This is a genomic window from Rhizobacter sp. P2_D12 (genome assembly GCF_056404395.1).
Genome location: NZ_JBFUEB010000030.1, coordinates 35858 through 59617 on the forward strand (window position 1 = coordinate 35858; position 23760 = coordinate 59617).

Consider the following 23760-nt stretch of genomic DNA (forward strand, 5'->3'; position numbering starts at 1 on the left):
TTACAAGGCGGCGAAGAAGGCGAGCGACGGCGCGAAGAAATACGCGCCGCCCTTCAGCGTCACGAAGCCCGCCATGCGCTGCTGCAGCGTCGGCGCCTGCGCATCGCCCCAGCCCGCGTGGTGGCTGTGCTTCACCGCGCCGCCCTGGCCGGCCAGCGGGTCGATGCCGGTGTGGCCCAGCACGAAACCCTCGTCGTTGGCCCAGTTCGCCTGCGAGAACTCGAACTGCTCGACGATGCTCGCCTGGCAGGCCATGAACAGCAGCCCCACGCCCTGCGACGGCGCATCGCTGAAGCGCATCTGCGCATCCTGCCGGCGCTCGCCATACGGCATGCTGCGCCGCGCCATCAGCCGAGCCCGCTCGGCCTGCGCCGGCAAGCCGAACTCGCGCGCGGTGTCGCCGCGCGGGTTGGTCTTGCGCACGTGGGCATGCAGGGGGCATTTCAGGCCCTGCGGATCGCCGGCGTAGTCGAAGTCGTTCGGCATCGGTGCGCGCAGGCCGTCATGGCCCTGCAGCGCCAGCGGCGTGCCGTCGGCGAAGCGGCCCACCAGCATCGCGCCGGCCAGCGCCGCGTCGGCCGCATGGCCGAGCTTCTTCAAGCCGCGCGCCAGCGCTGCCTCGGCCTGCTGGAACGCGGCCACGTTCTGCTCCAGCTTGCGGTACACGACGTAGCTGCCGTGCGCGACCGGGTCGTCCACCGCCGGATCGCGCACCAGCACCWGCGACAGCGCGAAGCGCGGCGACCAGTGGCCGCTGCCGCCGCCGCGCGCGGCATCGCGGGCCACGTCCTCCTCGATCATCAGCGGCTGGCTGCGCCCGCAGACGAAGCCGAAATGCTCGATGCCGGCGCCGTCGCGGTTGCGCCAGCAGCGGCCGCGCTCGGTGCCGAGCCGCTCGACGCCGTCGGGCAGGTCGGCTGCCAGCGCGGCCAGCGTCGCGTCCACCTGCACCGCGTCGCCGCCGACCTGCACCAGCGCATGCAGCGCGCCGCGGTACGCGGTGTCCCAGCCGGCAGGATCGGGGTCGCGCAGCATCGGCTGGCGGTCCTTCAGGCCTTCGACGAAGGCCGGGTCGGACGGGCACCGCGCGTGCGCGATGTCCAGCGCACGGTAGCCGGCGTGGGTGAGCAGGCAGCCCACGAAGGGCGGCGTCTGCAAGGCCATGCCCGCGGCACGCGCCAGCCGCACGCGGTCGGCATCGGCCAACTGCTCGTCGGCATGGCTCAGGTGGCGCCGCAGCGAATGCAGGAAGCGCCGCGCCGGCCCGGCCTGCGTGAAGCGCAGCAGCAGGTGCGCCGCATGCGGCCGGCCATGCCCCTTCAACAGGTTGCCCTGCAACTGGGCCAGCATGGCGCGTTCGGCGGCGGTGGTCGCCGCCAGCGTGAGGGTCTTGCTCAGGTCGACGCCCTGGGGGGCCATGGGAGGTCCTCGTGAGACACCCCGCAGAGCGTGCCCGCGACTCGCCGCAAAGACATCCCCAAGTTCGCGGAAAGCCAGCCCCCTAGGCGCTGTAGTCCACCGCCTGCTCGCCGCGGCAGAAGCCGTACAGCTGCAGGCCCGACTGGCGCGCGATGTCGATCGCGAGCGAGGTCGGCGCCGAGATCGCGGCCAGCGTGCCGATGCCCAGCCGCGCGCACTTGCGCACCAGCTCGTAGCTGGCGCGGCTGGACATGATCACGAAGCCCGGCTCGTCCAGCCGGCCGGCCAGCACGCGCCGGCCCAGCAGCTTGTCGAGCGCGTTGTGGCGGCCGACGTCCTCGGTCACGTCGACCAGCGTGCCGTCGGGCGCGGCCCAGCCGGCCGCATGGCAGGCGCCGGTCTCGGCGTTCAGCGCCTGGCGCGCGGGCAGCGCGGCGAAGGCGCGCAGCACGATGTCCGCGGGTACCGGCGGGCGGCCCTGGATGCGTTCGGTGGGGTGCAGGTCGAGCTGGGCCAGGCTGTCGATGCCGCACAGACCGCAGCCCGTGCGGCCCTCGAGCGACCGCTTGCGTTCCTTCAGCGCGGCGAAGGCGCGCGACGACACCTGCAGGTGCACCTCGCAGCCGCGGGCATGCGCCTGCACCTCGATGTCGCGGCATTCGTCGCGGCCGGTGATCAGCCCTTCGGACAGCGCGAAGCCGAGGCCGAGTGCTTCCAGGTCGGTCGGCGTGGCCATCATCACCGCATGCGACAGGCCGTTGAAGACCAGCGCCACCGGCGCCTCGACGGCGACCACGTCGCGCCGCTCGGTCACCTCGGCGCCGCGGTGGCGGCGCACCGACACCGCCTCGGTCGGCGGCAGGCTGTCGTCGGGTTGTTCGTGCGATGCGCTCATGACAGGAGCCGTCCTTGTTCGGTCGCGAAGGCCCGCCATTGTCCGCCTTCGTCGACTTTCAGGCGCACCCAGCCCGGGCCGCTGCGGCCGCCGACCAGCGCGTCGCTCATCAGCGTGTAGAGCCGGATCAGCACGCTGACCCGCACGCCCAGCCGCTTGGCCAGGCGCGCCAGCGAGACGCCGCGGCCCTCGGTGTCCAGCGACAGCAGTTCGTGCAGCGCGCAGTCTTCGAGCGGCGGGGGCTCCGGCAGGGGCTCAGGCAGGGACATTCTCGGGACGGGCCACGTCGCGCGCATGCGCCACCGGCGCGTCCTGCGGGCGCAGCGTCAGCACCACGGGGATCGACTTCGAGGTCGGCGTGCGCGAGCCGGTGGCAATGCTCTGCAGCGGCACCAGCGGGTTGGTCTCGGGGTAGTAGCTCGCGATGCAGCCGCGCGGGATGTCGTACTCGACCAGCAGGAATTTCTCGGCCGTGCGGCGCTCGTCCTGGCCGCTGTCGTCGCGGTAGAGGCTGGTGATGTCGACCCACTCGCCGGCCTTCATGCCGATGGCCTTCAGGTCGTCGCGGTGGATGAAGACCACGCGGCGGTGGCCCCAGACGCCGCGGTAGCGGTCGTCCATGCCGTAGATCGTGGTGTTGTACTGGTCGTGCGAACGCACCGTGGCCAGCGTCAGCACGATGGCATCGGTCTGCTTGCGGGCGCGGTGCACCGGCGTGTCGCGCGGCACCGCATGGGTGCTGAAATGCGCCTTCAGCGACGGCGTGTTCCAGACCCGCTCCGACGCGGTGTTGCGCAGCCGGAAGCCGCCCGGCTTGCGGATCTTCTCGTTGAAGCCGCGGAAGTCGTCGAACACCGCCTCGATCTTGTCGCGGATGCGGCTGTAGTCCTCGACCAGCCACAGCCACGGCGTCTTGCTGGCCGGCAGCGTGGCCGCGGCCAGGCGCGCGACGATCGCCGGCTCGGACAGCAGCTGCGGCGAGGCCGGCGCATTCATGCCGGTCGACAGGTGCACCATGCTCATCGAGTCTTCCACCGTCACGCCCTGCGGGCCGGCGGCCTGCACGTCGATCTCGGTGCGGCCCAGGCAGGGCAGCAGCAGTGCCTTCCTGCCGTGGATCACGTGGCTGCGGTTGAACTTGGTGGCCACGTGCACCGTCAGCTCGCACTGGCGCAGCGCTTTCCAGGTGGCGTGGGTGTCGGGCGTCGCGGCGGCGAAGTTGCCGCCCATCGCGAAGAACACCTTGCCGCGGCCATCGAGCATGGCCTCGATCGCGGCAACGACGTCGTGGCCGTCGTTGCGCGGCGGCTCGAAGCCGAACACGTCGCCGAGGCGGTCGAGGAAGGCCGGGGCCGGCTTCTCGTAGATGCCCATCGTGCGGTCGCCCTGCACGTTGCTGTGGCCGCGCACCGGGCAGGCGCCGGCGCCGGGGCGGCCCAGGTTGCCGCGCATCAGCAGCAGGTTGGTGATCATCTGCACGGTCGCCACCGAGTGGTGGTGCTGGGTGATGCCCATGCCCCAGCAGGCGATCACGCTGCCGGCGCCGGCATACAGCTCGGCGGCCTGGCGGATCTGCGCTTCGCCCAGGCCGCTTTCGGCCTCGATCGTCTCCCAGTCCTCGGCGCGCACGTCGGCCTCGAACGCGTCGAAGTCCAGCGTGTGTTCGGCGATGAAGGCGGTGTCGAGCACGCGCGGCTTGCCGTCGCGCCGGGCCTGGTCGTCGAGTTCGAACACGTGCTTGCACATGCCCTTGATGGCCGCCAGGTCGCCGCCGAGGCGCACCTGGAAGTAGTGGCTGCTGATCGGCGTCGAGCCGAACGTGGCCATCTCGATCTTGCTCTGCGGGTCGGCGAAGCGCTCCAGGCCGCGTTCGCGCAGCGGGTTGAAGCTGACGATCTTCGCGCCGCGCTTCGACGCCTCGCGCAGCTCGCCGAGCATGCGCGGGTGGTTGGTGCCGGGGTTCTGGCCGAAGATGAAGATGGCATCGGCACGCTCGAAGTCGTCGAGCGTCACCGTCCCCTTGCCCACGCCGATGGTCGGCTTCAGCCCCGAGCCGCTGGACTCGTGGCACATGTTGGAGCAGTCGGGGAAGTTGTTCGTGCCGTACTCGCGCACGAACAGCTGGTAGAGGAAGGCCGCCTCGTTGCTGGTGCGGCCGGAGGTGTAGAAGATCGCCTGGTCGGGGTCGGGCAGCGCGCGCAGCTCGCGCGCGACCAGTTCGAACGCCTGGTCCCAGGCGATTTCCTTGTAGCGGTCGGTGGCCGCGTCATACACCATCGGGTGCGTGATGCGGCCCAGGTCTTCCAGGAAGAAGTCGGACTGCTCGGCGAACCAGCTGACGGTGTGCGCACCCAGCACCTCGGGTGTCGCACGCCGGGACGTGGCCTCGGCGGCCACGGCCTTCACGCCGTTCTCGCAGAACTCGAAGGTCGAGGTGTGGTCGCGGTCGGGCCAGGCGCAGCCCGGACAGTCGAAACCGTCCGGCTGGTTGGCCGACAGCATGGTCATCGTGCCCTTGACGGCGATGCCGTGCTGCATCAACTGCTTGGCGACACTTTTCAGTGCCCCCCATCCTCCCGCCGGTCCCTTGTAGAACTCGATCTTCTGGTACGCCATCTCCCTGGAACCTCTTTCTTTAGGCGAAGAACTTGCCGACGTTGATCAGCGTCTTGTAGACGCCCCATGCAAGCGGAATGCCCACCGCAGCCCAGGCCAGCGCGACCACGAAGGTCGGCGTGGTGCCGCCGGCACCGGAGCCGCTGCCCACGTCGGCCGAGACCGAGCGCTCGTGCGCCAGGCGCTTTTCCGCGGCCAGCTCGTCATCGCTCATGAAGTGCTTGTCGGCGATCGGGCGGATCGACAGGTTGGCGATCAGGCCGATCACCAGCATGCCGACCAGGATGTACATCGTCTGGTTGTAGACCTGCTCGCGCGGAATGCCCAGGCTGAGCTGGTAGTCGCGCATGTAGTTGACGACCACCGGGCCGAGGATGCCGGCCGTGGCCCACGCCGTCAGCAGCCGGCCGTGGATGGCGCCCACCATCTGCGTGCCGAACAGGTCGGCCAGGTAGGCCGGCACCGTCGCGAAACCACCACCGTACATGCTCAGGATGATGCAGACCGCACCGACGAACAGCAGCTTGCTGCCGGCCGCGGCGCTGCCGGGCAGGCTGGCGTACAGGATGCCGCCGAGCACGAAGAAGACCACGTAGGTCATGCGCCGGCCGAGCTTGTCGGAGAAGCTGGCCCACACGAAGCGGCCGCCGATGTTGAACAGGCTCAGCAGCGCGGTGAAGCCGGCCGCGACGCCGGCGATGGCCGCCAGCTGCGCCTTGTCGAGCTCGCCGAATTTCTTGGCCACGCCGATCAGGCTGCCGCCGAAGACTTCCTGCAGCATCGGGCTGGCAATGCCGATCACGCCGATGCCGGCGCTGACGTTCATGCACAGCACCAGCCAGACGAGCCAGAACTGCGGGATGCCCCACACCTTCTTCACGTGCACGTGGCGCTGCGTGATCATCGCGTTGGCGGTCTGCGCGACCGGCGGCGTCCAGCCCGCGGGCTTCCAGCCGGTGGGCGGCACGCGGTAGCCGAAGGCGCCGCCCAGCATGAACACGAAGTACACGAGGGCCATCACGATGAAGGTCTGCATCACGCCGACGTCGGTCGGCGAGGCGAAGTTCTTCATCAGCTCGGCGGCCAGGGGCGAACCGATCATCGCGCCGCCGCCGAAGCCCATGATGGCCATGCCGGTGGCCATGCCGCGGCGGTCGGGGAACCACTTGATCAGCGTCGACACCGGCGAGATGTAGCCGAGGCCGAGCCCGATGCCGCCGATGATGCCGGAGCCGAGGATCATCAGCCAGAACTGGTGCAGGTGGATGCCCAGCGCCGACAGCAGCATGCCGCCGCACCAGCACAAGGCGCTGACGACACCGGCCTTGCGCGGGCCGGCGCGTTCGAGCCAGCCGCCCCACAGCGCGGCCGAGCAGCCCAGGAACACGAAGAACAAGGTGTACATCCACCCGAGCGTAGAGATCTTCCAGTCGCAGGTGGTGGTGAAGAGCTCGGCGAAGAAGCCGACTTCAGGGCCGCACTTGATGGCGTCCTTGATGCCCAGCGCCTTCGACAAGGGCAGCCAGAAGACCGAGAAGCCATAGGCCATCCCGATGCACAGGTGGATGGCCAGGGCGGCCGGTGGGACCAGCCAACGGTTGAAGCCAGGGCCCGCGATGGTGCGTTCCTTGTCCAGCAAACCAACGACGTTTGCTTGCGCGGATCCTTCCGAACCCGCCAGTGTTGAAGACATTCTTGCTCCCGGGATTGTGTGTGTGTGTGTCGATATTCAAGATCGGCCGATGGGCGCCGGACTTGATGCTGCTTCGCACGCAAGCCCCGGACTGTATGTAGGGGCTCGCGTGCCGGCAATATGATGCCGTCGACATAGGCCCGCCAACAAGCAAACGCAGTCATGGGCTTTCAAGGCAGAGGGCCGTAATTCGTGAACAAAGTCACCATCAAACCGCAGTGGTCGCTGACGCGAGAGGGCGGCGGCACGCTGATGCCGCGCCTGATCGACCTGCTGAGCCAGGTGCAGCAGCACGGCAGCCTGGCGAAGGCCTGCGAAGCGAGCGGGGTGTCGTACCGGCATGCGTGGCAGATGGTGCGGCAGGGACACGAGCTGTTCGGTGCGCCGTTGCTGCGCATGTCGCCGGGACGCAATTCGACATTGGCGCCGCTCGGCGAGAAGCTGGTGTGGGCCGACCGCCGCATCGCGGCGCGCGTGACGCCGCTGTTCGAATCGATCGCATCCGAGCTCGAGGCCGAGATCGCCGATGCGGTGGCCAGCCCACCGGCCTTGTTGCGGCTGCATGCGAGCCATGGCTTCTCGATCGAGATCCTGCAGCAGCAGCTGGCGGCCGACGGTTTGCGCTCGGAGTGGAAGTACAGCACCGTGATCGAGGCGGTGATGGCGCTGGCGAGCGGCCAGTGCGACGTGGCCGGCGTGCACGTGCCGCATGGCGAGTTCGAGGCCGCGGGTGTCGCGCACTACCGGCCATGGCTGAAGCCGCAGTCGCAGGTGCTGGTCGACATCAGCACGCGGCGCCAGGGCCTGATGGTGCCGGTGGGCAACCCGCTCGAGGTGCGCAGCATCGCGGACCTGGCCCGGCCGGGGCTGCGCTTCGTGAGCCGAGAGCCGGGGTCGGGCACGCGGCTGCTGCTGGACCTGCTGCTGCGCCAGGCCGGCGTCGACCCGGCGGGGCCGGTGGGGCATGCGCCGTGGGAGCGCACGCACGCGGCGGTGGCGGCCTACGTGGCCAGCGGCATGGCCGACGTCGGCTTCGGGGTCGAGACCGCGGCGGCGCGCTTCGAACTGGAGTTCATCTCGTTGCAGACCGAGCGCTACTTCCTGCTGTGCGATGACGCCTACTTCGACACGCCGGCGATGCAGCAGCTGATGGCCATCCTGGGCAGCGACGAGTTCCGCGCGGCGGCCTACCGGCTGCCCGGCTACGACGCCCGGCATGCCGGCGAGGTGCACCGGCTGGACGAGGCGTTCGCGAGCCTGCGCGGCGACGCGGCCTGACGGCCCTGCATCGCCAGCACTACATCGCGAGGGTCAGCACACCCAGCACGGCGAAGATCGCCGCCGCGATGCCGTGCACCAGCCGCACCGGCAGCTTCGTCGCGGCCTTGTGCCCCAGCAGCACCGCCGGCACGTTGGCCAGCATCATGCCGAGCGTGGTGCCGGCCACGACCGATGCCAGGTCGGCATAGCGCGCGGCCAGCGCCACGGTGGCGATCTGCGTCTTGTCGCCCATCTCGGCCAGGAAGAACGCGACCACCGTGGTGCCGAAGACGCCGAAGCGTTGCGGCGCGGCGTCGTCCTCGTCGATCCGGTCGGGGATCAGCATCCACGCGGCCATCGCGAGGAACGACAGCCCGATCACCCAGCGCAGCAGCTGCGGGCCGAGCCAGCCGGCGACCGCGGTGCCGACGGCGCCGGCCAGCGCATGGTTGACGAGCGTCGCCACCAGGATGCCGAGGATGATGGGAACGGGACGGCGGAACTTGGCGGCCAGCAGCAAGGCCAGCAGCTGGGTCTTGTCGCCGATTTCGCCGAGTGCGACGGCGCCGGTCGAGACCAGGAAGGCTTCCATGGGGGAGGGTGCTCCGGGGCCGGTGGACGCAATGACCGCGCCGCGACCCCGGCCCTTCCGGAGGCAGCACGGTCATCGGTCTTGCCAGGCGAACGACAGTGTCGCTGCGCTGCCTGCGCCATGGCCGGTGGGCCAAGTGTGTTGACGCAAGCCCCTGCAAGGCTGCAGGGCGGCTACTCCCCAATGAACGGGTGGCGGATTGTAGCTTCGGGCCTTCGACAGGCTCAGCCCGAACGGATTACCTCGACACGTGGATCGTGTCGCGCACGATCGGGTAGATGTGGTTCTGCCAGCGCCGCCCGCTGAACACGCCGTAGTGCCCGACTCCTGCCTGCACGTAGTGCGTGCGCATGTAGGGCCGCAGCCCGGTGCACAGGTCCTGCGCGGCCAGTGTCTGCCCGGGTGCGCAGATGTCGTCGCGCTCGCCCTCGACCGTCAGCAGCGCGGTGCGCCGGATCGCCGCCGGGTTGACCGGCCGGCCGCGGAACGTCAGCGTGCCCAGCGGCAGCGCGTACTCCTGGAACACCAGCTGCACCGTCTCGAGGTAGAACTCGGCCGGCAGGTCGGCGACCGCGAAGTACTCCTCGTAGAAAGTGCGCGTGGCCTGCGCCTGCTTGAGCCGGTCGTCGTCGGGCTGCGGGTGCGCCAGGTTCTCGTAGTAGGCCTTGAAGGCGTTGATGTGCCGGTCCTTGTTCATGCTCATGAACGCGGTCAGCTGCACGAAGCCCGGGTAGACGCGCCGGCCCGCGCCGGGGTAGCGCCACGGCACGACGCCGATCAGGTTCTTCTCGAACCAGCCGATGTCCTTGGTCATCGCGAGCTTGTTGACCTCGGTCGGGCTGATGCGGCAATCGATCGGGCCGGCCATCAGCGTGAGGCTCAGCGGCGTCGCCGGGTGGCGGTCTTCCGACATCACCGCGACCGCGGCCAGGGCCGCCACGCAGGGCTGGCAGATCGCCACCAGGTGCGCGCCCTCGCCGATCGCGGCCAGGAAGTCGATCAGGTGCTGCGTGTACTCGTCCAGCCCGAAGCGGCCTGCCGCGAGCGGCATCTCGCGGCCGTTGTGCCAGTCGGTGATGCAGACATCGTGGTCGGCCAGCATCGTGCGCACGGTGTCGCGCAGCAGCGTCGCGAAGTGGCCGGACATCGGCGCGACGATGAGCACGCGCGGCTGCGGCGGTGCGCCGGCCTTGCGAAAGCGCAGCAGCGTCGCGAACGGCGTGACGAGCACCGCTTCCTCGGTGACGGCCACGGCGGCGCCGTTCACCAACACGCTGTCGATCCCGAAGGGCGGGCGGTGGTGCGTCATCTCCGCCAGCGTCAGCACCTGGCAGGCGGCGGCCAGCGTGCGCGGCGAGGACAGCGCCGACCAGCCGAAGCCGGGATCCTGCAGCATCGGCAGCGCCGTGCGCGCCAGCGTCCGCAACGGCCACATCATGTCGGCGTGGGCCTGGTAAGCCTGGTACATCATGGGTTCTCCTGCGCGCGGTCACGCGCGTGCCGAAGCGAGCAACTTGCGCGCCAGCCGGCGGCGATGGCATACAGCTTGCAACAACGTATCGGCCCCGCCGCCTGCCGCGTGGGTTCGGAGACCCCGCATGCCGACCGTCGCCGCGAAGAAGCCTGCTGCCAAGCCCGTGGCGAAGAAGGTGGCTGCACCTGCCGCGAAGGCGACGCTCACGCTGAGCAGCCGCAACTACTCGTCGTGGTCGCTGCGCGGCTGGCTGATGGCGCGCTTCGCCGGGCTCGAATTCGACGAGGTGATGGTGTCGCCCGACGATGCCGACGCCCGCAAGGAGCTGCTGCTGCTGGCCCCGTCGATCCGTGTGCCCTGCCTGACGCACGAAGGCGCCAAGGTGTGGAACACGCTGGCGATCGCGCAGTACCTGGACGAGATCAGGCCCGATGCCGGGATGATGCCGAAGGACCGCATCGCGCGGGCGCACTGCCGCTCGGTCAGCGGCGAGATGAACTCGGGCTTCGCGAACCTGCGCAGCTCGCTGCCGATGAACCTGAAGGCGCACCACCCGGGCCACAAGATCTGGGCCGGGGCGCAGCCCGACATCGACCGCATCGTCGAGATCTGGACCGAGTGCCTGGCCCTCTACGGCGGGCCCTACCTGTTCGGCACGCAGCGCACGATGGCGGACGCGATGTACGCGCCCGTCGTCACGCGCTTCCTCACCTACGACGTGAAGCTGAACAAGGCCTGCATCCTGTACTGCCAGGCCATCATGGCGATGCCGGAGATGAAGGAGTGGATCGCGGCGGCGAAGGCCGAGCCGGACGACATCGAAGAGCTCGACATGGAGTTTTGAATCACGCCGCCGCCGTCCATGGCGTCACCGCCGGCACCTCGCACGGCGCGGGCGCATCGATGGTCTTGAAGTCCGACGGCCCGACGATCTCGATGTACTCCATGTCGGGCGAGTAGTCGAACAGGTAGTGCACGATCCCGGGGCGCTGGTGCACGCAGTCGCCGGCCGAGACCAGCGTCTCGCGGTCCTCGTACATGAAGCGCGCCCAGCCCCGGGTCATGATGACGATGTGGAACTGCGCCTCATGCCGGTGCCAGCCGGTGCCCTTTTCAGGTGCCATGTTGGCCTTGACCAGTTGGGCCAGCACGCGACCCTGCGTCGCTTCCTCGACGCCCAGGTCGCGGTAGAGGAAGAAATCCCGCAGCCCGTCGCTGCGCCAGGCGGTGTCGCCCGGCTTCACGTGCGAAAACTTCGTGGGGGTGCTGTCCAGCATCGCAAGCCTCCAGGGTTCGAACGACGGACGGCGGCATGCATGAAGCGTTCCACGGACGGCCGCGCCGCGGGCGGGTAAAGTCGCGCCGACACGGGAGACGACCATGAGCAGACTTGCACCCGCGATGCTGGCAGCCGCCTTCGGCCTGCTGGCCGGCTGCGCCAACTACGAACCGCCCAAGCCCTGGGAGAAGGGCCACCTCGCCAGGCCCGAGATGACGATGGGCGGCGATGCGCTGGAGCAGCGCTTCCAGCAGCACATCTACACCAGCAAGGAGAACGCCTCGGGCGGCTACGGCGTCGGTGGCGGCGGCTGCGGCTGCAACTGAGGCGACACGCGCACATGGCCAAGAACCACTCCCTCGGCACCCTGGCCCTGGCCGCGATGGCCCTGCCCGGTGTCTGGCACGCGTCGGCGCGGGCCGAGAACGCCCCCGGGCAAGGCCTGGTCGGCCTGAAGTTCCTCAACTACCAGGATTCGCAGCCCGGCTGGAAGCGCATCACGGTGAACTCGCCGTCCTTCCTGCTCGCCGCGCCGCTGGGTCGCGACTGGGGCGTCGAAGCGACGGCGACGGTGGACCACGTCTCGGGCGCGACGCCGCGCTACCACAGCAACGTGTCCGGCGCATCGACGATGCAGGACGAGCGCAAGGCCGGCGACGTGAAGGTGACGCGCTACTTCTCGCGCGCGTCGGTGTCGCTGGGCGGTGCGTACTCGACCGAACACGACTACCTGTCGCGTGCGTTCTCGCTCGCCGGCACGCTGTCGAGCGACGACAACAACACCACCTGGAATGCGGGCTTCGGCCACGCGGGCGACAAGATCGACCCGACCGACGGCGGCGAGACCGGCAGCATCCGCGACCAGCGCAAGCGCACCAACGACTTCATCCTCGGCGTCACGCAGGCCGTCACCGGCGACGACCTGGTGCAGGCCAACCTGACGCACAGCCGCAGCACCGGCTACCTCGACGACCCGTACAAGGCGCTCGACGCACGCCCCAGCGAGCGCCGCCAGACCGCGCTGCTGCTGCGCTGGAACCACCATTTCGCGGGCGACGGCTCGACGCTGCGCACCGGCTACCGCGCCTACAACGACAGCTGGCAGGTCAAGGCCGGCACGCTGCAGCTCGAATGGGTCAAGCCGGTGGGCGGCGGCGTCAGCCTGACGCCGCTGCTGCGCTACTACACGCAGAGCGCGGCCTCGTTCTATGCCGACCCGGTGTACGACACGACGCTCGGCGAGCCCTACCCGGCGGGCTGGACGGCCGGTGCCTCCAACTCGCTGGACCAGCGCCTGTCGGCCTTCGGCGCGTTCACGCTCGGCCTGAAGATCGAATGGGCGATCGACGACCTGTGGACGGCCGACCTGAAGGGCGAGGCCTACCAGCAGCGCGGCGAATGGCGCGCCGGCGGCGAAGGCTCGAAGGGGCTGGAGCCGTTCAAGGCACGCATGCTGCAGGTCGGCTTGAGCCGCAAGTTCTAGGCATCGCATGGCGTACCGGATGTCGGTTCAGGCCGAGGCACAGGTCGATGACCTCGGCTTCGGCTTCGGCGCGATGGCCTGCGATTGCGAGGTGCGCATCGCCGGCCTCAAGCGCCGCGACGCCGAGCCGCTGGCGCGCGAGGCCATCGCCGAGGTGCAGCGCATCGAATCGAAGTTCTCGCGCTACCGCGATGCCAGCGTGGTCTCGCGCATCAATGCCGCCGCGGGCAGCGGCCGGCCGGTCGACGTGGACGTCGAGACCGCCGACCTGCTCGACTTCGCGGCCCAGCTGCATGCCAGCAGCGGCGGCCTGTTCGACATCACCTCGGGCATGCTGCGCCAGGCCTGGGATTTCAAGCAGAAGCGTCGGCCGACGCACGGGCAGCTCGAGCTGCTGCTGCCGCGCGTCGGCTGGGACAAGCTGCGCTGGCAGCGCCTGGGCGCCGGCCAGGCGGGCCGCATCGAGCTGCCGCTGCCGGGCATGGAACTCGACTTCGGCGGCTTCGGCAAGGAATACGCCGCCGACCGCGCCGCGACGCTGCTGCAGGCGCGCGGCGTGCGCCACGGCATGGTCAACCTGGGCGGCGACATCCGGTTGATCGGGCCGCGCCCCGGCGGCCAGCCGTGGGTGCTGGGCGTGCAGCATCCGCGCGAGGCGCAGGCGCTGGCGGCGCGCATCGCGCTGGCCGACGGCGCGCTCGCGACCAGCGGCGACTACGAGCGCTTCTTCGAGCAGGACGGCGTGCGCTACTGCCACATCCTCGACCCGCGCAGCGGGTGGCCGGTGTCGCACTGGCAATCGGTCAGCGTGGTCGCGCCGGCCTGCCTCGCGGCCGGCGCGCTGACGACGATCGCGATGCTGATGCAGGGCGATGCGCTGGATTTCCTGCGCGCGCAGAACGTCGGCTTCCTCGCGATCGATGCGCAGGGCGGCGTGCACCGGCACGAGCTCGACTGAACCGCCTTGCCCTTACCATCGTCCGCCATGAAAACCTCCCTGTCGCGCCCGCTCAGCGTGCTGGCGCTCGCGCTCACCGCCCTGCTGGCCGCACACACCGGCTTTGCCGCCGATTCCACCGCGCCGCCGACGCCGGTGCGGCCCGTCACCGACACCTACCACGGCACGCCGGTCGTCGACCCGTACCGCTGGATGGAGGACATGGGCACGCCCGAGTTCAAGGACTGGCTGAAGCTGCAGAACGAGCATGCGCAGGCGGTGCTGCAGGCCATCCCGGGCCGCAATGCGCTGCGCGACCGGCTGGCGGCGCTGAGCGACAGCAGCGAGACCGTCGGCGGCGTCGAGCGCACGGCCGGCCGGCTGGTCTACCTGAAGAGCGAGCCGGGCCGCGACCAGCGCCGGCTGTTCATTCGTGAGGGCGTCGACGCTGCCGAGCGGCTGCTGCTCGACCCGATGAACCTGCCCGGCGAGCCGGGCCAGCATGCGATCGACTTCTATGCCCTGTCGCCGGACGCGAAGACGCTGGTGGTCGGCCTGTCCAGCGGCGGCACCGAGAACAGCGAGCTGCGCGTGATGCAGGTGGCCGACGGCGCCTTCCTGGCCGACCGCATCGACCGCGCCGGCTTGAACGAACACGTCGCCTGGCTGCCCGACAGCCGGCGCTTCCTCTACAACCGGCTGCCGGCGCCGGACGCCAAGGGCGTGGGCGAGCGCTACAACAAGAGCGCCGTCTACCTGCATGTGCTCGGCCAGCCGCTGGCGCAGGACATGCCGCTGCTGGGGTGGGGCGTGACGCCGCAGCGCCGCTTCGAGGTGCCCGACCTGCCGGTGCTGTTCACCCGCGCCGGCTCGCCCTGGGTGCTGGCCGAGGTGCAGCACGGCGATGCGGCCGAGCGCTCGTACTACGTGGTGCGCCAGTCGCAACTGCGCGGGGCGCGCACGCCGTGGCGCCGCATCATCGGGCCGGCCGATGGCGTGGGCACGGCGGTGCTGGGCGACAACGCGGTGTATGCGGTGTCGCACCGCAAGGCTTCGCGGCGCGAGCTGCTGCGCTACGACCTGGTGGCCATGGGCAAGCCGTCGGTGGCCCTGCCGGCCGGCGACGCGGTGCTGCGTGCGGCCACGGTGTCGCGCGACGCGGTGTACGTCAACGCGCTGGATGGCGGCGTGACGCGCGTGCTGCGGGTTGCGCTGAAGGGCGGGGCGGTCAGCACGGTGACGCTGCCGATCGAGGGCACGGCGCGCGAGCTGGTGACCGACGAGGCCGACGATGCGCTGTGGCTGCGCATGGAGAGCTTCAGCGAGCCGGCGCGCTGGTGGGCGGTCGGGGCGGACGGTACGTCGACGAACCTGGCGCTGCAGCCGCCGCCCGCGGCGCCGCAGGTGGAGATCGAAGCCAGGCGCGTGATGGTCAGGAGCCATGACGGCGTGATGGTGCCGCTGTCCATCGTCTACCGGAAGGGGCTGGCGCTGGATGGTGCGCGGCCGACGATCCTGAGCGGCTATGGGGCCTATGGCATCTCGATGGAGCCGCGCTACAACCCGCAGCGCCAGGCCTGGCTCGAGCGCGGCGGCGTGATCGCGATCGCTCACGTGCGCGGCGGCGGCGAGTTCGGCGAGGACTGGCATCGCGCCGGCTGGATCCTGACGAAGCAGAACACGGTGTCGGATTTCATCGCCTGTGCGCAGTACCTGATCGATGCGAAGGTCACGCGGCCGGCCAAGCTGGCGGGTGTCGGCGGCAGCGCGGGCGGGATCACGATCGGCGGCGCGATCACGCAGCGGCCCGAGCTGTTCGCCGCGGCACAGAGCGCGGTCGGCGTGTCGGACATGCTGCGCATGGAGTTCACGCCGAACGGGGCGTCCAACGTGGCCGAGTTCGGCACCGTGGCGAAGGCGGACCAGTTCAAGGCGATGTTTGCGATCAGCCCGTACCACCGGGTGCGCGATGGCGTGAAGTACCCGGCGGTGATCGTGACGACGGGGGCGAACGACCCGCGGGTCGATGCGTGGCTGCCGGGGAAGATGGCGGCGCGACTTCAGGCGGCCACGGCCAGCGGCAAGCCGGTGCTGCTGCGGGTCGACTTCGAGGGCGGGCACGGCATGGGGTCGGGGCGCTCGCAGTGGGTCAACGAGACAGCCGACGTCTGGTCGTTCTTCCTCTGGCAGATGGGCGAGGATTGAGCCCCCCAGTCGCTTCGCTCCTGCCCCCAAGGGGCGCCACCCCTGGGCTCGGCAGAGCCGCATCCCGGGGCGTGGCTCGGCGTGGGCTCTTGGCAGCCGCCTGTGCCGCCATTTCCCTTCCTTCATACGCTGCGAGCCGCTGCTTCGGCACGGTGGCGAAGGGCCGGCTCGAAGACGGCGCGCAATTGCCGCATGCGGGTCCCAACTTCTCGGCCTACAGCAGCCTCGGCGTGGCCGCCGGCCGCACGCACGTGCATTCGACGGTGCGCGACATCGTCGTCGACACCTATGCGCAGCTGGCCACCGCGCTGCCCGGCACGCTGTTCGTCTATGGCGAGACCGGCTGGGAAAAGGGCGGACGCATGCGTCCGCACCGCACGCACCAGAACGGCTTGTCGGTCGACTTCTTCGTGCCGGTGCGCAACGCGGCCGGCGCATCGGTGCCGCTGCCGGCCGGCGTGACGAACAAGCTGGGTTACGCGATCGAGTTCGATGCGCAAGGCCGCTTCGAGGACCTGCGCATCGACTTCGCCGCGATCGGCGAGCACCTGTTCCAGCTGGCCGATTCGGCCCGCCGGCACGGCGCGGGCTTGGCGCTCGTGATCTTCGATCCGCCCTACCTGCCGGCGCTGCTGGCCACGCCGCGCGGCGACTGGCTGCGCCGCAACGTCGAGTTCATGAAGGGCCATGCCTGGGTGCGGCATGACGAGCACTACCACGTCGATTTCAGGTTGACCTGCTCGCCGATGGCTTGACTCAGGCCGCTGCCACCTCGAAACCCAGCGCCTTCAGCGCCGTCTCTGCCGCCTGCTGATCCTGCAGCGCGTCACCGCCCGAGATGCCGATGCCGCCGACGACGCGCCCCTGGTGGACGATCGGGCAGCCGCCGCCGACGGCCACCAGCCGCGGCCGGTGCGCCAGTTGCGCGGCAATCGGCTTCGCGACGATGCCGGTCCACACGTGCGTGCCGAGCCCGAAGGACGCGGCTGTCCAGGCCTTGTCGACCGCGATGTCGATGGTGAGGAAGGGGGCGCTGTCGGCTCGGTCGAGTGCCTTCAGCTGGCCGCCGGCATCGGTGACGGCGATCGTGACCTGGATGCCGAGGTCGGCGCAGGCGCTGCGGGCGGCGTCAATCAGTTGCCTGGCGGCCTCGCGGGTGATGGACGACGAGGCGAAGGTGAGCGGGGTGGGCATGGTGGGTCTTCCGATGAGTGAGGTCTGGACTCTAGAATCGCAACCCTCGCTTGATAAGCCGATGCAGAAAGTATCAATTTCAAATGAAAGTTGAGAATGTCGCGGACTTCGAGGTGCTGGTGCAGACGGCGCGCGGCGGCTCGCTGACGGCCGCGGCCGGTGCGATGGGCATCACGCCGGCCGCGGCGAGCGCGATGCTGAAGCGGCTGGAGACGCAGCTGGGCACGCGGCTGTTCGAGCGCTCGACGCGCGCGATGCGGCTGACCGCGCAGGGCCAGACGCTGCTCGGCTATGCGACGCGGGCCTTCGAGCTGCTGACCGAGGGCGAGTCGCAAGTGACCGAAGAGCGCGGAGCGCTGGTGGGCACGCTGCGCGTCGCGGCGCCGTCGGACCTGACGCGCACGACCTTGCTGCCGTGGTTCAGCGAGTTCATGGCGGCGCACCCGGGCCTGCAACTGGTGCTCGCAGTGGGCGACCGACCGAAGGACGTGGTGCGCGACGACGTCGACCTGGCCTTGCGCTACGGCACGCCGGCGGATTCGGGGCTCGTCGCGCGGCTGCTGGTGCCGTCGCGGCCGATCCTGTGCGCGTCGCCGGAGTACTTGCGGCGGCAGGCGGCGCCGCAGGCGCCGCAGGACCTGCAGCAGCACAACTGCCTGACCTTCGACCGCGGCGGGCGGCACTTTCGCACCTGGCGCTTCGGCCGCGATGGCCACTGGGTCGACGTGCGCGTCAAGGGCGACCGCATCGTCGACGACGCATCGCTCGCACGCGAGTGGGCGGTGGAGGGCATCGGCGTGCTGCTGAAGTCGCAGATCGACATCCGCAAGGAACTGCTCAGCGGCGCGCTGGTGCCCTTGCTGCCGGGGTGGGAGGCCGAGCCCTACCCGCTGTATGCGCTGCTGCCGAGCGGCCGCTTCGTGCCGGGGCGGGTGAGGGCCCTGGTGGACTTCCTGGCGAAAAAGTTCGAGGCCCTCTCGTAGCCCGGATGCGAATCCGGGCTACGCGTTGACGGTCAAGCGCGGCGCACCGGCATGCAGCCGGCCGATCACGGCGGCCCGCTCGAAGCCGGCCCCGTGGAATTTGTCGAGCACCTTCGCCGCAGCCTCCTGCGCGCAACTCACCAGCAACCCGCCGCTCGTCTGCGGATCGCTCAGCAAGGCCTGCTGCCACGGCGCGACCCCGGCCGCCAGCGTCACGTCGGCCCCATACCCCGCCCAGTTGCGCCCCGACGCGCCCGTCACCACGCCGTTGCGCGCATGGCCCATCGCGGCCTCGATCAGCGGGATCGCGCCCAGCTCCAGCTGCGCCGCGAGCTTCGACCCCCGGCACACCTCCAGCAGGTGCCCTGCGAGCCCGAAGCCGGTCACGTCGGTCATCGCATGCACGCCGTCGAGCGCGCCCAGCTCGCTGCCCACGCGGTTCAACTGCGTGGTGTGGCGGACCATCTCCGCATACCCCGCCGCATCCAGCAGCCCCTTCTTCAGCGCCGCCGACAGGATGCCCACCCCGAGCGGCTTGCCCAGCACCAGCACGTCGCCGTCGCGCGCATCGGCATTGCGCCGCACGCGGTCCGGGTGCACCAGGCCCAGCGCCACCAGCCCGTAGATCGGCTCCAGCACGTCGATCGAATGGCCACCGGCGATCGGGATGCCGGCTTCGCGGCAGATGCTCGCGCCACCCTCGAGGATCGCGCCGATGACGGCCGGCGGCAGCTTGTCCAGCGGCATGCCCACCAGCGCCAGCGCCATGATCGGCGTGCCACCCATCGCGTAGATGTCGGAAATCGCGTTCGTCGCCGCGATGCGGCCGAAGTCGCGCGGGTCGTCGACAATCGGCGTGAAGAAGTCGGTCGTGGCGACCAGCGCCTGGTGCTCGTTGAGCCGGTACACCGCCGCGTCGTCCGCGGTCTCGGTGCCCACCATCAGCTCGGGCGGCACCAGGCCCTGCGGCGCACGCGCGAGGATGTCGGCCAGCACGCCGGGGGCGATCTTGCAGCCGCAGCCACCCCCATGGGAAAAGGAAGTGAGTCGGATGGGTTCGTTCATCGCCAGAGTGTCGATCAAAACCGCAAGGACGGCACGCCGGTGAGCCACGTCCCCACCACGGTCGCCGACCTGCCCGCGTTCAGCGTGCTGATCGACGTGCGCTCGCCGGCCGAGTTCGCGCTCGACCACATCCCCGGCGCCATCAACTGCCCGGTGCTGGACGACGACGAGCGCCGCATCGTCGGCACCACCTACGTGCAGGTCTCGGCCTTCGAGGCCCGCAAGATCGGCGGCGCGATGGTGGCGCGCAACATCGCCCGCCACCTCGAGACGCTTTTCCGCGACCAGCCGCGCGACTGGCGCCCGCTGCTCTACTGCTGGCGCGGCGGCATGCGCAGCGGCAGCTTCGTCAGCTGGCTGCGCCTGGTCGGCTGGGACGCGCAACAGCTCAAGGGCGGCTACAAGGCCTGGCGCGCCCACGTGATCGGCGAGCTCGCGGCGCGCGCGCCGCAGCTGCCGCTGCGCGTGCTGTGCGGCCCCACCGGCAGCGCGAAGACGCGCGTGCTGCAGGCCCTGGCGGCGCAGGGCGAGCAGGTGCTCGACCTGGAGGCGCTGGCCGCGCACCGCGGTTCGGTGCTGGGCGACGTGCCGGGCACGGTGCAGCCGTCGCAGAAGGGCTTCGAGACGCAGCTCTTGCATGCGCTGTCCGGGCTCGACCCGCAGCGCCGCATCTGGGTCGAGGCCGAAAGCCGCCGCATCGGCCGCCTCACGGTGCCCGAACCGTTGCTGCAACGCCTGCGCGCGAGCCCGGTGGTCGAGATCGCCGCGACGCGCGAGGCGCGCCTGGCCTACCTGCTGCGCGACTACGCCTGGCTCGGCGACGACCCGCAGCGCCTGGCCGACAAGCTGGGCGGCCTGCGCGAGCTGCTGCCCAAGGACACGCTCGCCCAATGGCAGGCCTGGGCCCTGCAGCGCGAGCTGCCGCCGCTGTTCGAGGCGCTGATGGCCGAACACTACGATCCGCTCTACGCGCGCTCGCAAGGGCGCCAGCTCGAACGGCTCGGCCAGGCGCAGCGCGTCGAGGCCGACGATCTGTCTCCCGATGGCGTCGTGGCCCTGGCCCGGCGCATCGCCTCCCTTTCCTGAACCCGACCCCTGGACCTTGCGCATGACACTTTCCCGCCGACACCTGCTCGCCGCCGCCTCCCTCACCCTGGTGGCCGGCCGCGCCGCCGCGCAGACCGCCACGCCCGGCGTGCTGCGCGTCACCGCGATCCCTGACGAATCGCCGACCGAGCTGGCGCGCAAGTTCGCGCCGCTCGGCAAGTACCTCGAGTCCAGGCTCGGGCTCAAGGTCGAGTGGACGCCGGTGACCGACTACGCGGCCGCCGTCGAGACCGTGGTCAACCGCAAGATCGACCTCGCCTGGTTCGGCGGCTTCACCTTCGTGCAGGCCAACGTGCGCTCGAACGGCAAGGTCATCCCGCTGGTGCAGCGCGAGGAGGACGAGCGCTTCCGCTCGGTCTTCATCACCGATGCGAACAGCGGCATCACCAGGCTCGAAGACCTGAAGGGCAAGACCTTGAGCTTCGGCTCGGCCTCGAGCACCTCGGGGCACCTGATGCCGCGCAGCTTCCTGCTGGCCGCGAAGGTCAACCCCGAGGCCGACCTGAAGCGCATCAGCTTCTCCGGCGCGCACGACGCGACGATCGCCGCGGTGGCCAGCGGCAAGGTCGATGCCGGCGCGCTGAACATCTCGGTGTGGGAGAAGTTCGTCGCCGACAAGAAGGTCGACGCCAGCCAGGTCAAGGTCTTCTTCACGACGCCGGCCTACTACGACTACAACTGGACGGTGCATGCCGACATGCCGGCCGAGTTGCGCAACCGCATCCAGCAGGCCTTCCTCGCGCTCGACCCGGCCACGCCGGCCGGCAAGGAGATCCTCGACCTGCAGCGCGCCACGCGCTTCGTCGCGACCAAGCCCGAGAACTACGCCGGCATCAAGGCGGCGGCCGAGAACGCCGGCCTGCTGAAGTGAGCCCGGCCCCCGCCGCGATCGAACTGCGCGCGTTGTCGGCACCGGCGGCGCCCGGCGTGCCGGGGCGCGCGCTGCACGGGCTGGACCTGCGCATCGAGGCCGGCGAGCAGGTCGCGGTGATCGGGGCCTCGGGCGCCGGCAAGACCAGCCTGTTGATGGCGCTGGCCTGCGCGGTGCAGCCGGTCGAGGGCGGGCTGTCGCTGTTCGGCATGGACCCGTGGGCCATCGCGCCGGCGCAGCTGCGCCGCCTGCGCGGCCGTTTGTTCCTCGCGCCGCAGGTGCCACCGCTGCCGCCGCGGCAACGCGTCGTGACGGCCGTGCTGGCCGGTCGCCTGCCGGCCATGGGCCTGGTGCACAGCCTGCGCACGCTGTGGCATCCGCCCGAGGCCGGCCTCGCGCAGGCAGCGCTGGCCGAACTGGGGCTGGCCGACAAGCTGTGGCAGCGCGTCGACCGCCTGTCCGGCGGCGAGCGGCAGCGCGTCGGGCTGGCGCGCGCGCTGGTCTCGCAGGCCGAGCTGTGGCTGGTCGACGAGCCGCTGTCGGCACTCGACCCGACCCGCGCGCGCGGCGTGATCGACGCCTTGCTCGGCGCCGCGCGGCGCGACGGCCGCACGCTGGTGTGCAGCCTGCACCAGGTCGACGTGGCGCGCGAGCGCTTCCCGCGCATCGTCGCGCTGCGGGGCGGCGCCTGCGTCTACGACGGACCGTCGGCGGCACTGGACGACGCGGCCTTGCGCGACCTGTACGCCGGCGAGGCCGCACCGCTCGACCCGCCCGAGCCGCCGCCGCGGGCCGACCTGCTGCCGGAGAGCATGTGCCGTTGACCGCTGCATCGCCCGCGCTGCGCGACCCGGCCTGGTCGCGCCGAGTCGCGCTGCTGCTGGCCGCCGCGTTGCTGGCCTGGCCGCTGCTCGTGTGGACCGAGTTCAACCCGGCGACGCTGGCCGATGCGCGCAGCCTGCGCGCGACCTGGCGCTTCGTCGCCGATTTCGTGCCGCCGCGCCACGACCTGCCATTCCTCGCCGAGCTGTTGCGCGAGACCTGGCGCACCGTGGCCATCGCGACCGCCGGCCTGGCGCTCGCGTGGCTCGTGGCGGTGCCGTTCGCGCTGCTGTCCACGTCGCGCCTGTCGCTCAGCGCGGTGGCGGCGCCGATGGCGTGGCTGCCGGCACTGGTGCGGCAGGGCGTGCGCTGGCTGCTGGTGCTGTTGCGCTCGATCCCGGAGCTGGTGTGGGCGCTGGTGTTCGTGCGCGTCGTCGGCCTGGGCCCGACCGCCGGCGTGCTGGCGATCGCGATCACCTACGGCGGCATGCTCGGCAAGGTCTACGCCGACATCCTGGAGAGCAGCGACCCGGCGCCCGCGCAGGCGCTGCTGCGCAATGGCAGCGGGCGGCTGCAGGCGCTGCTGTTCGGCGCGCTGCCCGAGTGTGCGAACGAGCTCGTGAGCTACACGGTGTACCGCTGGGAATGCGCGATCCGCTCGTCGGTGGTGCTCGGCTTCGTCGGCGCGGGCGGGCTGGGCCAGTTGCTCGACAGTGCCGCGAAGATGTTCGCCGGCAGCGAGGTCAGCGCGATCCTGCTGGTGTTCGTCGGGCTGGTGTGGCTGAGCGACCGGGCCAGCGCGCTGTTGCGGAAGGTGATGGCATGAGCGGTGCACCTTCGCGCCATCGCGGCCTGGGGATCGTGCTGGCCGTTCTCGCGCTGGTGGTCGCGAGTTTCGCGACGCTGGACCTGCGGTGGGACGCTTTCCTCGCGCCGGGCGAGCTGGCGAAGATCGCGTCGTTCATCGCGAGCTTCTTTCCGCCGCAGGCGGATCCGGCCTTCCTGCGCCGCACGCTGGCGGCCACCGGCGAGACGCTGGCGATGTCGCTGCTGGGGACGGTGCTCGCGGCGGTGGGCGGCATGTGCCTGTCATTGCCTGCCAGTGCGAGCGGTGGCCCGGCAGCGCGTGCGCTGCATGGCACGGCGCGGCTGCTGCTGAACGCGCTGCGTTCGATCCCGGAGCTGGTGTGGGCCGTGCTGCTGCTGATCGCCGCGGGGTTGGGGCCGTTCTCGGGCACGCTGGCGCTGGCCTTGCACACGACGGGCGTGCTGGGCCGCCTGTTCGCCGAGAGCATCGAGAACGCGGCGCCCGGGCCGGCGCTCGCGCTGCGCGTGCGCGGCAGCGGGCGCCTGCGGGTGTTCCTGTGGGCGACCTTGCCGCAGGTGCTGCCGCAGCTGCTGTCGTACAGCCTGTACCGCTGGGAGAACAACATCCGCGCCGCGGCGGTGCTGGGCGTCGTCGGGGCAGGAGGCCTCGGCCAGATGCTGTACTACCACCTCGGCCTGTTCCAGATGCACGAGGCCTGCACGGTGCTGCTGGCGATGATCGGGCTGGTGGCGCTGGTGGACGCAGCGTCGTATGGGGCACGCCGGGCCCTGAATTCGTAGGTTCTATGTCGAGCGTCAAGCCTTTCCGACGAGCTGAGGGTTGAAGGGCTGATTGGAGCGCCAGACGGAGAAGGCGATGCGAAGGAGCTTGCGAGCGACGACGCAATAGGCCTGGATCTTGGACATGCCGCGGGCGAGGAGCTTGTCGCGGATGGCCTTGAAGACGGGGGAGCGGCAGGCGGTCATGGCGGCGCAGTAGATGAGGCGGCGCTCCTCGGCGTTGCCCTGCTTGGAGAGCTTGCGGGTGCCTTTGTAGG

At 70.6% G+C, this 23760-nt stretch carries 23 protein-coding genes, 1 pseudogene and 1 riboswitch; of the genes and pseudogenes, 13 read left to right on the forward strand and 11 right to left on the reverse strand.

Features of this window, described 5'->3' with window-relative positions; genetic code table 11:
* The 5 genes from AC1DYN_RS12585 to AC1DYN_RS12605 form a co-directional block, all read right to left on the reverse strand.
* Window positions 1-1419: a Dyp-type peroxidase gene (locus AC1DYN_RS12585; protein WP_477959901.1), complete on the reverse strand. Its 1419-nt coding sequence runs from the start codon at window positions 1417-1419 to the stop codon at window positions 1-3.
* Window positions 1420-1501: 82 nt separating this feature from the next.
* Entirely contained in the window at window positions 1502-2314 is an 813-nt protein-coding gene (gene fdhD, locus AC1DYN_RS12590) for a formate dehydrogenase accessory sulfurtransferase FdhD (protein ID WP_477959903.1), read from the reverse strand.
* A complete protein-coding gene (locus AC1DYN_RS12595; protein WP_477959905.1) occupies window positions 2311-2583 on the reverse strand; it encodes a hypothetical protein in 273 nt (90 codons plus the stop codon). The genes fdhD and AC1DYN_RS12595 overlap by 4 nt, the downstream gene beginning before the upstream one ends.
* Entirely contained in the window at window positions 2570-4930 is a 2361-nt protein-coding gene (locus AC1DYN_RS12600) for an FdhF/YdeP family oxidoreductase (protein WP_477959907.1), read from the reverse strand. Before AC1DYN_RS12600 ends, AC1DYN_RS12595 begins: the two co-directional genes overlap by 14 nt.
* A 19-nt stretch (window positions 4931-4949) precedes the next feature.
* Entirely contained in the window at window positions 4950-6623 is a 1674-nt protein-coding gene (locus AC1DYN_RS12605; protein ID WP_477959909.1) for an OFA family MFS transporter, read from the reverse strand.
* 192 nt (window positions 6624-6815) lie between these two features.
* Between AC1DYN_RS12605 and AC1DYN_RS12610 the strand changes: the two genes are divergently transcribed.
* Window positions 6816-7901, forward strand: a complete 1086-nt coding sequence (locus AC1DYN_RS12610) for a substrate-binding domain-containing protein (protein ID WP_477959911.1) — start codon at window positions 6816-6818, stop codon at window positions 7899-7901.
* A gap of 19 nt (window positions 7902-7920) precedes the next feature.
* Here AC1DYN_RS12610 and AC1DYN_RS12615 read toward each other — a convergent pair whose 3' ends face one another.
* Together AC1DYN_RS12615 and AC1DYN_RS12620 are read right to left on the reverse strand one after the other, a co-directional pair.
* Entirely contained in the window at window positions 7921-8475 is a 555-nt protein-coding gene (locus tag AC1DYN_RS12615; RefSeq protein WP_477959913.1) for a TMEM165/GDT1 family protein, read from the reverse strand.
* 61 nt (window positions 8476-8536) lie between these two features.
* Window positions 8537-8669: riboswitch (yybP-ykoY riboswitch) on the reverse strand.
* A 44-nt stretch (window positions 8670-8713) separates the two neighbouring features.
* Entirely contained in the window at window positions 8714-9946 is a 1233-nt protein-coding gene (locus tag AC1DYN_RS12620; RefSeq protein ID WP_477959915.1) for a polyhydroxyalkanoate depolymerase, read from the reverse strand.
* Between the two features lie 127 nt (window positions 9947-10073).
* On the opposite strand from AC1DYN_RS12620, the gene AC1DYN_RS12625 reads away from it, so the two are divergent.
* Window positions 10074-10793, forward strand: a complete 720-nt coding sequence (locus tag AC1DYN_RS12625; protein WP_477959918.1) for a glutathione S-transferase family protein — start codon at window positions 10074-10076, stop codon at window positions 10791-10793.
* A gap of 1 nt (window position 10794) precedes the next feature.
* On the opposite strand, the gene AC1DYN_RS12630 is transcribed toward AC1DYN_RS12625, so the two are convergent.
* The gene (locus tag AC1DYN_RS12630) at window positions 10795-11226 is read right to left on the reverse strand and encodes a cupin domain-containing protein (RefSeq protein ID WP_477959920.1); all 432 of its coding nucleotides are present in this window, start codon (window positions 11224-11226) and stop codon (window positions 10795-10797) included.
* Window positions 11227-11329: 103 nt separating this feature from the next.
* Here AC1DYN_RS12630 and AC1DYN_RS12635 point away from each other — a divergent pair, with 103 nt between their 5' ends.
* The 5 genes from AC1DYN_RS12635 (at window position 11330) to AC1DYN_RS12655 (ending at window position 16608) form a co-directional block, all read left to right on the forward strand.
* Entirely contained in the window at window positions 11330-11554 is a 225-nt protein-coding gene (locus AC1DYN_RS12635) for a DUF4266 domain-containing protein (protein ID WP_477959922.1), read from the forward strand.
* A gap of 14 nt (window positions 11555-11568) precedes the next feature.
* Complete coding sequence (locus tag AC1DYN_RS12640; protein ID WP_477959924.1) at window positions 11569-12711, forward strand: DUF3570 domain-containing protein; 1143 nt, start codon at window positions 11569-11571, stop codon at window positions 12709-12711.
* Between the two features lie 19 nt (window positions 12712-12730).
* Window positions 12731-13669, forward strand: coding sequence for an FAD:protein FMN transferase (locus AC1DYN_RS12645; RefSeq protein WP_477959927.1), 939 nt, complete (start codon window positions 12731-12733; stop codon window positions 13667-13669).
* Between the two features lie 27 nt (window positions 13670-13696).
* Window positions 13697-15853, forward strand: a complete 2157-nt coding sequence (locus tag AC1DYN_RS12650) for a prolyl oligopeptidase family serine peptidase (protein WP_477959929.1) — start codon at window positions 13697-13699, stop codon at window positions 15851-15853.
* A gap of 89 nt (window positions 15854-15942) precedes the next feature.
* Window positions 15943-16608, forward strand: coding sequence for a penicillin-insensitive murein endopeptidase (locus AC1DYN_RS12655; protein ID WP_477959931.1), 666 nt, complete (start codon window positions 15943-15945; stop codon window positions 16606-16608).
* Between the two features lies 1 nt (window position 16609).
* Here the strand turns inward: AC1DYN_RS12655 and AC1DYN_RS12660 are convergent, their stop codons facing one another.
* Window positions 16610-17047, reverse strand: coding sequence for a GlcG/HbpS family heme-binding protein (locus AC1DYN_RS12660; RefSeq protein ID WP_477959933.1), 438 nt, complete (start codon window positions 17045-17047; stop codon window positions 16610-16612).
* A gap of 83 nt (window positions 17048-17130) precedes the next feature.
* On the opposite strand from AC1DYN_RS12660, the gene AC1DYN_RS12665 reads away from it, so the two are divergent.
* Window positions 17131-18030 (forward strand): LysR family transcriptional regulator, encoded by a 900-nt coding sequence (locus AC1DYN_RS12665; protein WP_477959935.1) that lies wholly within the window; start codon window positions 17131-17133, stop codon window positions 18028-18030.
* Window positions 18031-18048: 18 nt separating this feature from the next.
* Here the strand turns inward: AC1DYN_RS12665 and selD are convergent, their stop codons facing one another.
* Window positions 18049-19095: a selenide, water dikinase SelD gene (selD, locus tag AC1DYN_RS12670; protein WP_477959937.1), complete on the reverse strand. Its 1047-nt coding sequence runs from the start codon at window positions 19093-19095 to the stop codon at window positions 18049-18051.
* A gap of 39 nt (window positions 19096-19134) precedes the next feature.
* On the opposite strand from selD, the gene mnmH reads away from it, so the two are divergent.
* The 5 genes from mnmH to phnE are packed head-to-tail and all read left to right on the forward strand — an operon-like array spanning window position 19135 to window position 23503.
* Window positions 19135-20181, forward strand: coding sequence for a tRNA 2-selenouridine(34) synthase MnmH (mnmH, locus tag AC1DYN_RS12675; protein WP_477959939.1), 1047 nt, complete (start codon window positions 19135-19137; stop codon window positions 20179-20181).
* Window positions 20182-20203: 22 nt separating this feature from the next.
* On the forward strand, window positions 20204-21073 hold the full coding sequence (locus AC1DYN_RS12680; protein ID WP_477959941.1) for a putative selenate ABC transporter substrate-binding protein: 870 nt from the start codon (window positions 20204-20206) through the stop codon (window positions 21071-21073).
* Entirely contained in the window at window positions 21070-21897 is an 828-nt protein-coding gene (locus AC1DYN_RS12685) for a phosphonate ABC transporter ATP-binding protein (protein ID WP_477959943.1), read from the forward strand. Before AC1DYN_RS12680 ends, AC1DYN_RS12685 begins: the two co-directional genes overlap by 4 nt.
* Complete coding sequence (locus AC1DYN_RS12690; protein WP_477959951.1) at window positions 21894-22721, forward strand: PhnE/PtxC family ABC transporter permease; 828 nt, start codon at window positions 21894-21896, stop codon at window positions 22719-22721. Before AC1DYN_RS12685 ends, AC1DYN_RS12690 begins: the two co-directional genes overlap by 4 nt.
* The gene (gene phnE, locus AC1DYN_RS12695; RefSeq protein ID WP_477959945.1) at window positions 22718-23503 is read left to right on the forward strand and encodes a phosphonate ABC transporter, permease protein PhnE; all 786 of its coding nucleotides are present in this window, start codon (window positions 22718-22720) and stop codon (window positions 23501-23503) included. Before AC1DYN_RS12690 ends, phnE begins: the two co-directional genes overlap by 4 nt.
* Before the next feature lie 15 nt (window positions 23504-23518).
* Here the strand turns inward: phnE and AC1DYN_RS12700 are convergent.
* Window positions 23519-23760: pseudogene (locus AC1DYN_RS12700) on the reverse strand (hypothetical protein); the annotation flags it as partial.

What these genes read in the sequence shown, in the direction of transcription:
- fdhD (WP_477959903.1), bottom strand. Translation starts at nt 2,314, where the DNA reads ATGAGCGCATCGCACGAACAACCCGACGACAGCCTGCCGCCGACCGAG.
- AC1DYN_RS12595 (WP_477959905.1), bottom strand. Translation starts at nt 2,583, where the DNA reads ATGTCCCTGCCTGAGCCCCTGCCGGAGCCCCCGCCGCTCGAAGACTGC.
- AC1DYN_RS12600 (WP_477959907.1), bottom strand. Translation starts at nt 4,930, where the DNA reads ATGGCGTACCAGAAGATCGAGTTCTACAAGGGACCGGCGGGAGGATGG.
- AC1DYN_RS12605 (WP_477959909.1), bottom strand. Translation starts at nt 6,623, where the DNA reads ATGTCTTCAACACTGGCGGGTTCGGAAGGATCCGCGCAAGCAAACGTC.
- AC1DYN_RS12615 (WP_477959913.1), bottom strand. Translation starts at nt 8,475, where the DNA reads ATGGAAGCCTTCCTGGTCTCGACCGGCGCCGTCGCACTCGGCGAAATC.
- AC1DYN_RS12620 (WP_477959915.1), bottom strand. Translation starts at nt 9,946, where the DNA reads ATGATGTACCAGGCTTACCAGGCCCACGCCGACATGATGTGGCCGTTG.
- AC1DYN_RS12625 (WP_477959918.1), top strand. Translation starts at nt 10,074, where the DNA reads ATGCCGACCGTCGCCGCGAAGAAGCCTGCTGCCAAGCCCGTGGCGAAG.
- AC1DYN_RS12630 (WP_477959920.1), bottom strand. Translation starts at nt 11,226, where the DNA reads ATGCTGGACAGCACCCCCACGAAGTTTTCGCACGTGAAGCCGGGCGAC.
- AC1DYN_RS12635 (WP_477959922.1), top strand. Translation starts at nt 11,330, where the DNA reads ATGAGCAGACTTGCACCCGCGATGCTGGCAGCCGCCTTCGGCCTGCTG.
- AC1DYN_RS12640 (WP_477959924.1), top strand. Translation starts at nt 11,569, where the DNA reads ATGGCCAAGAACCACTCCCTCGGCACCCTGGCCCTGGCCGCGATGGCC.
- AC1DYN_RS12645 (WP_477959927.1), top strand. Translation starts at nt 12,731, where the DNA reads ATGTCGGTTCAGGCCGAGGCACAGGTCGATGACCTCGGCTTCGGCTTC.
- AC1DYN_RS12650 (WP_477959929.1), top strand. Translation starts at nt 13,697, where the DNA reads ATGAAAACCTCCCTGTCGCGCCCGCTCAGCGTGCTGGCGCTCGCGCTC.
- AC1DYN_RS12660 (WP_477959933.1), bottom strand. Translation starts at nt 17,047, where the DNA reads ATGCCCACCCCGCTCACCTTCGCCTCGTCGTCCATCACCCGCGAGGCC.
- AC1DYN_RS12665 (WP_477959935.1), top strand. Translation starts at nt 17,131, where the DNA reads ATGAAAGTTGAGAATGTCGCGGACTTCGAGGTGCTGGTGCAGACGGCG.
- selD (WP_477959937.1), bottom strand. Translation starts at nt 19,095, where the DNA reads ATGAACGAACCCATCCGACTCACTTCCTTTTCCCATGGGGGTGGCTGC.
- AC1DYN_RS12680 (WP_477959941.1), top strand. Translation starts at nt 20,204, where the DNA reads ATGACACTTTCCCGCCGACACCTGCTCGCCGCCGCCTCCCTCACCCTG.
- phnE (WP_477959945.1), top strand. Translation starts at nt 22,718, where the DNA reads ATGAGCGGTGCACCTTCGCGCCATCGCGGCCTGGGGATCGTGCTGGCC.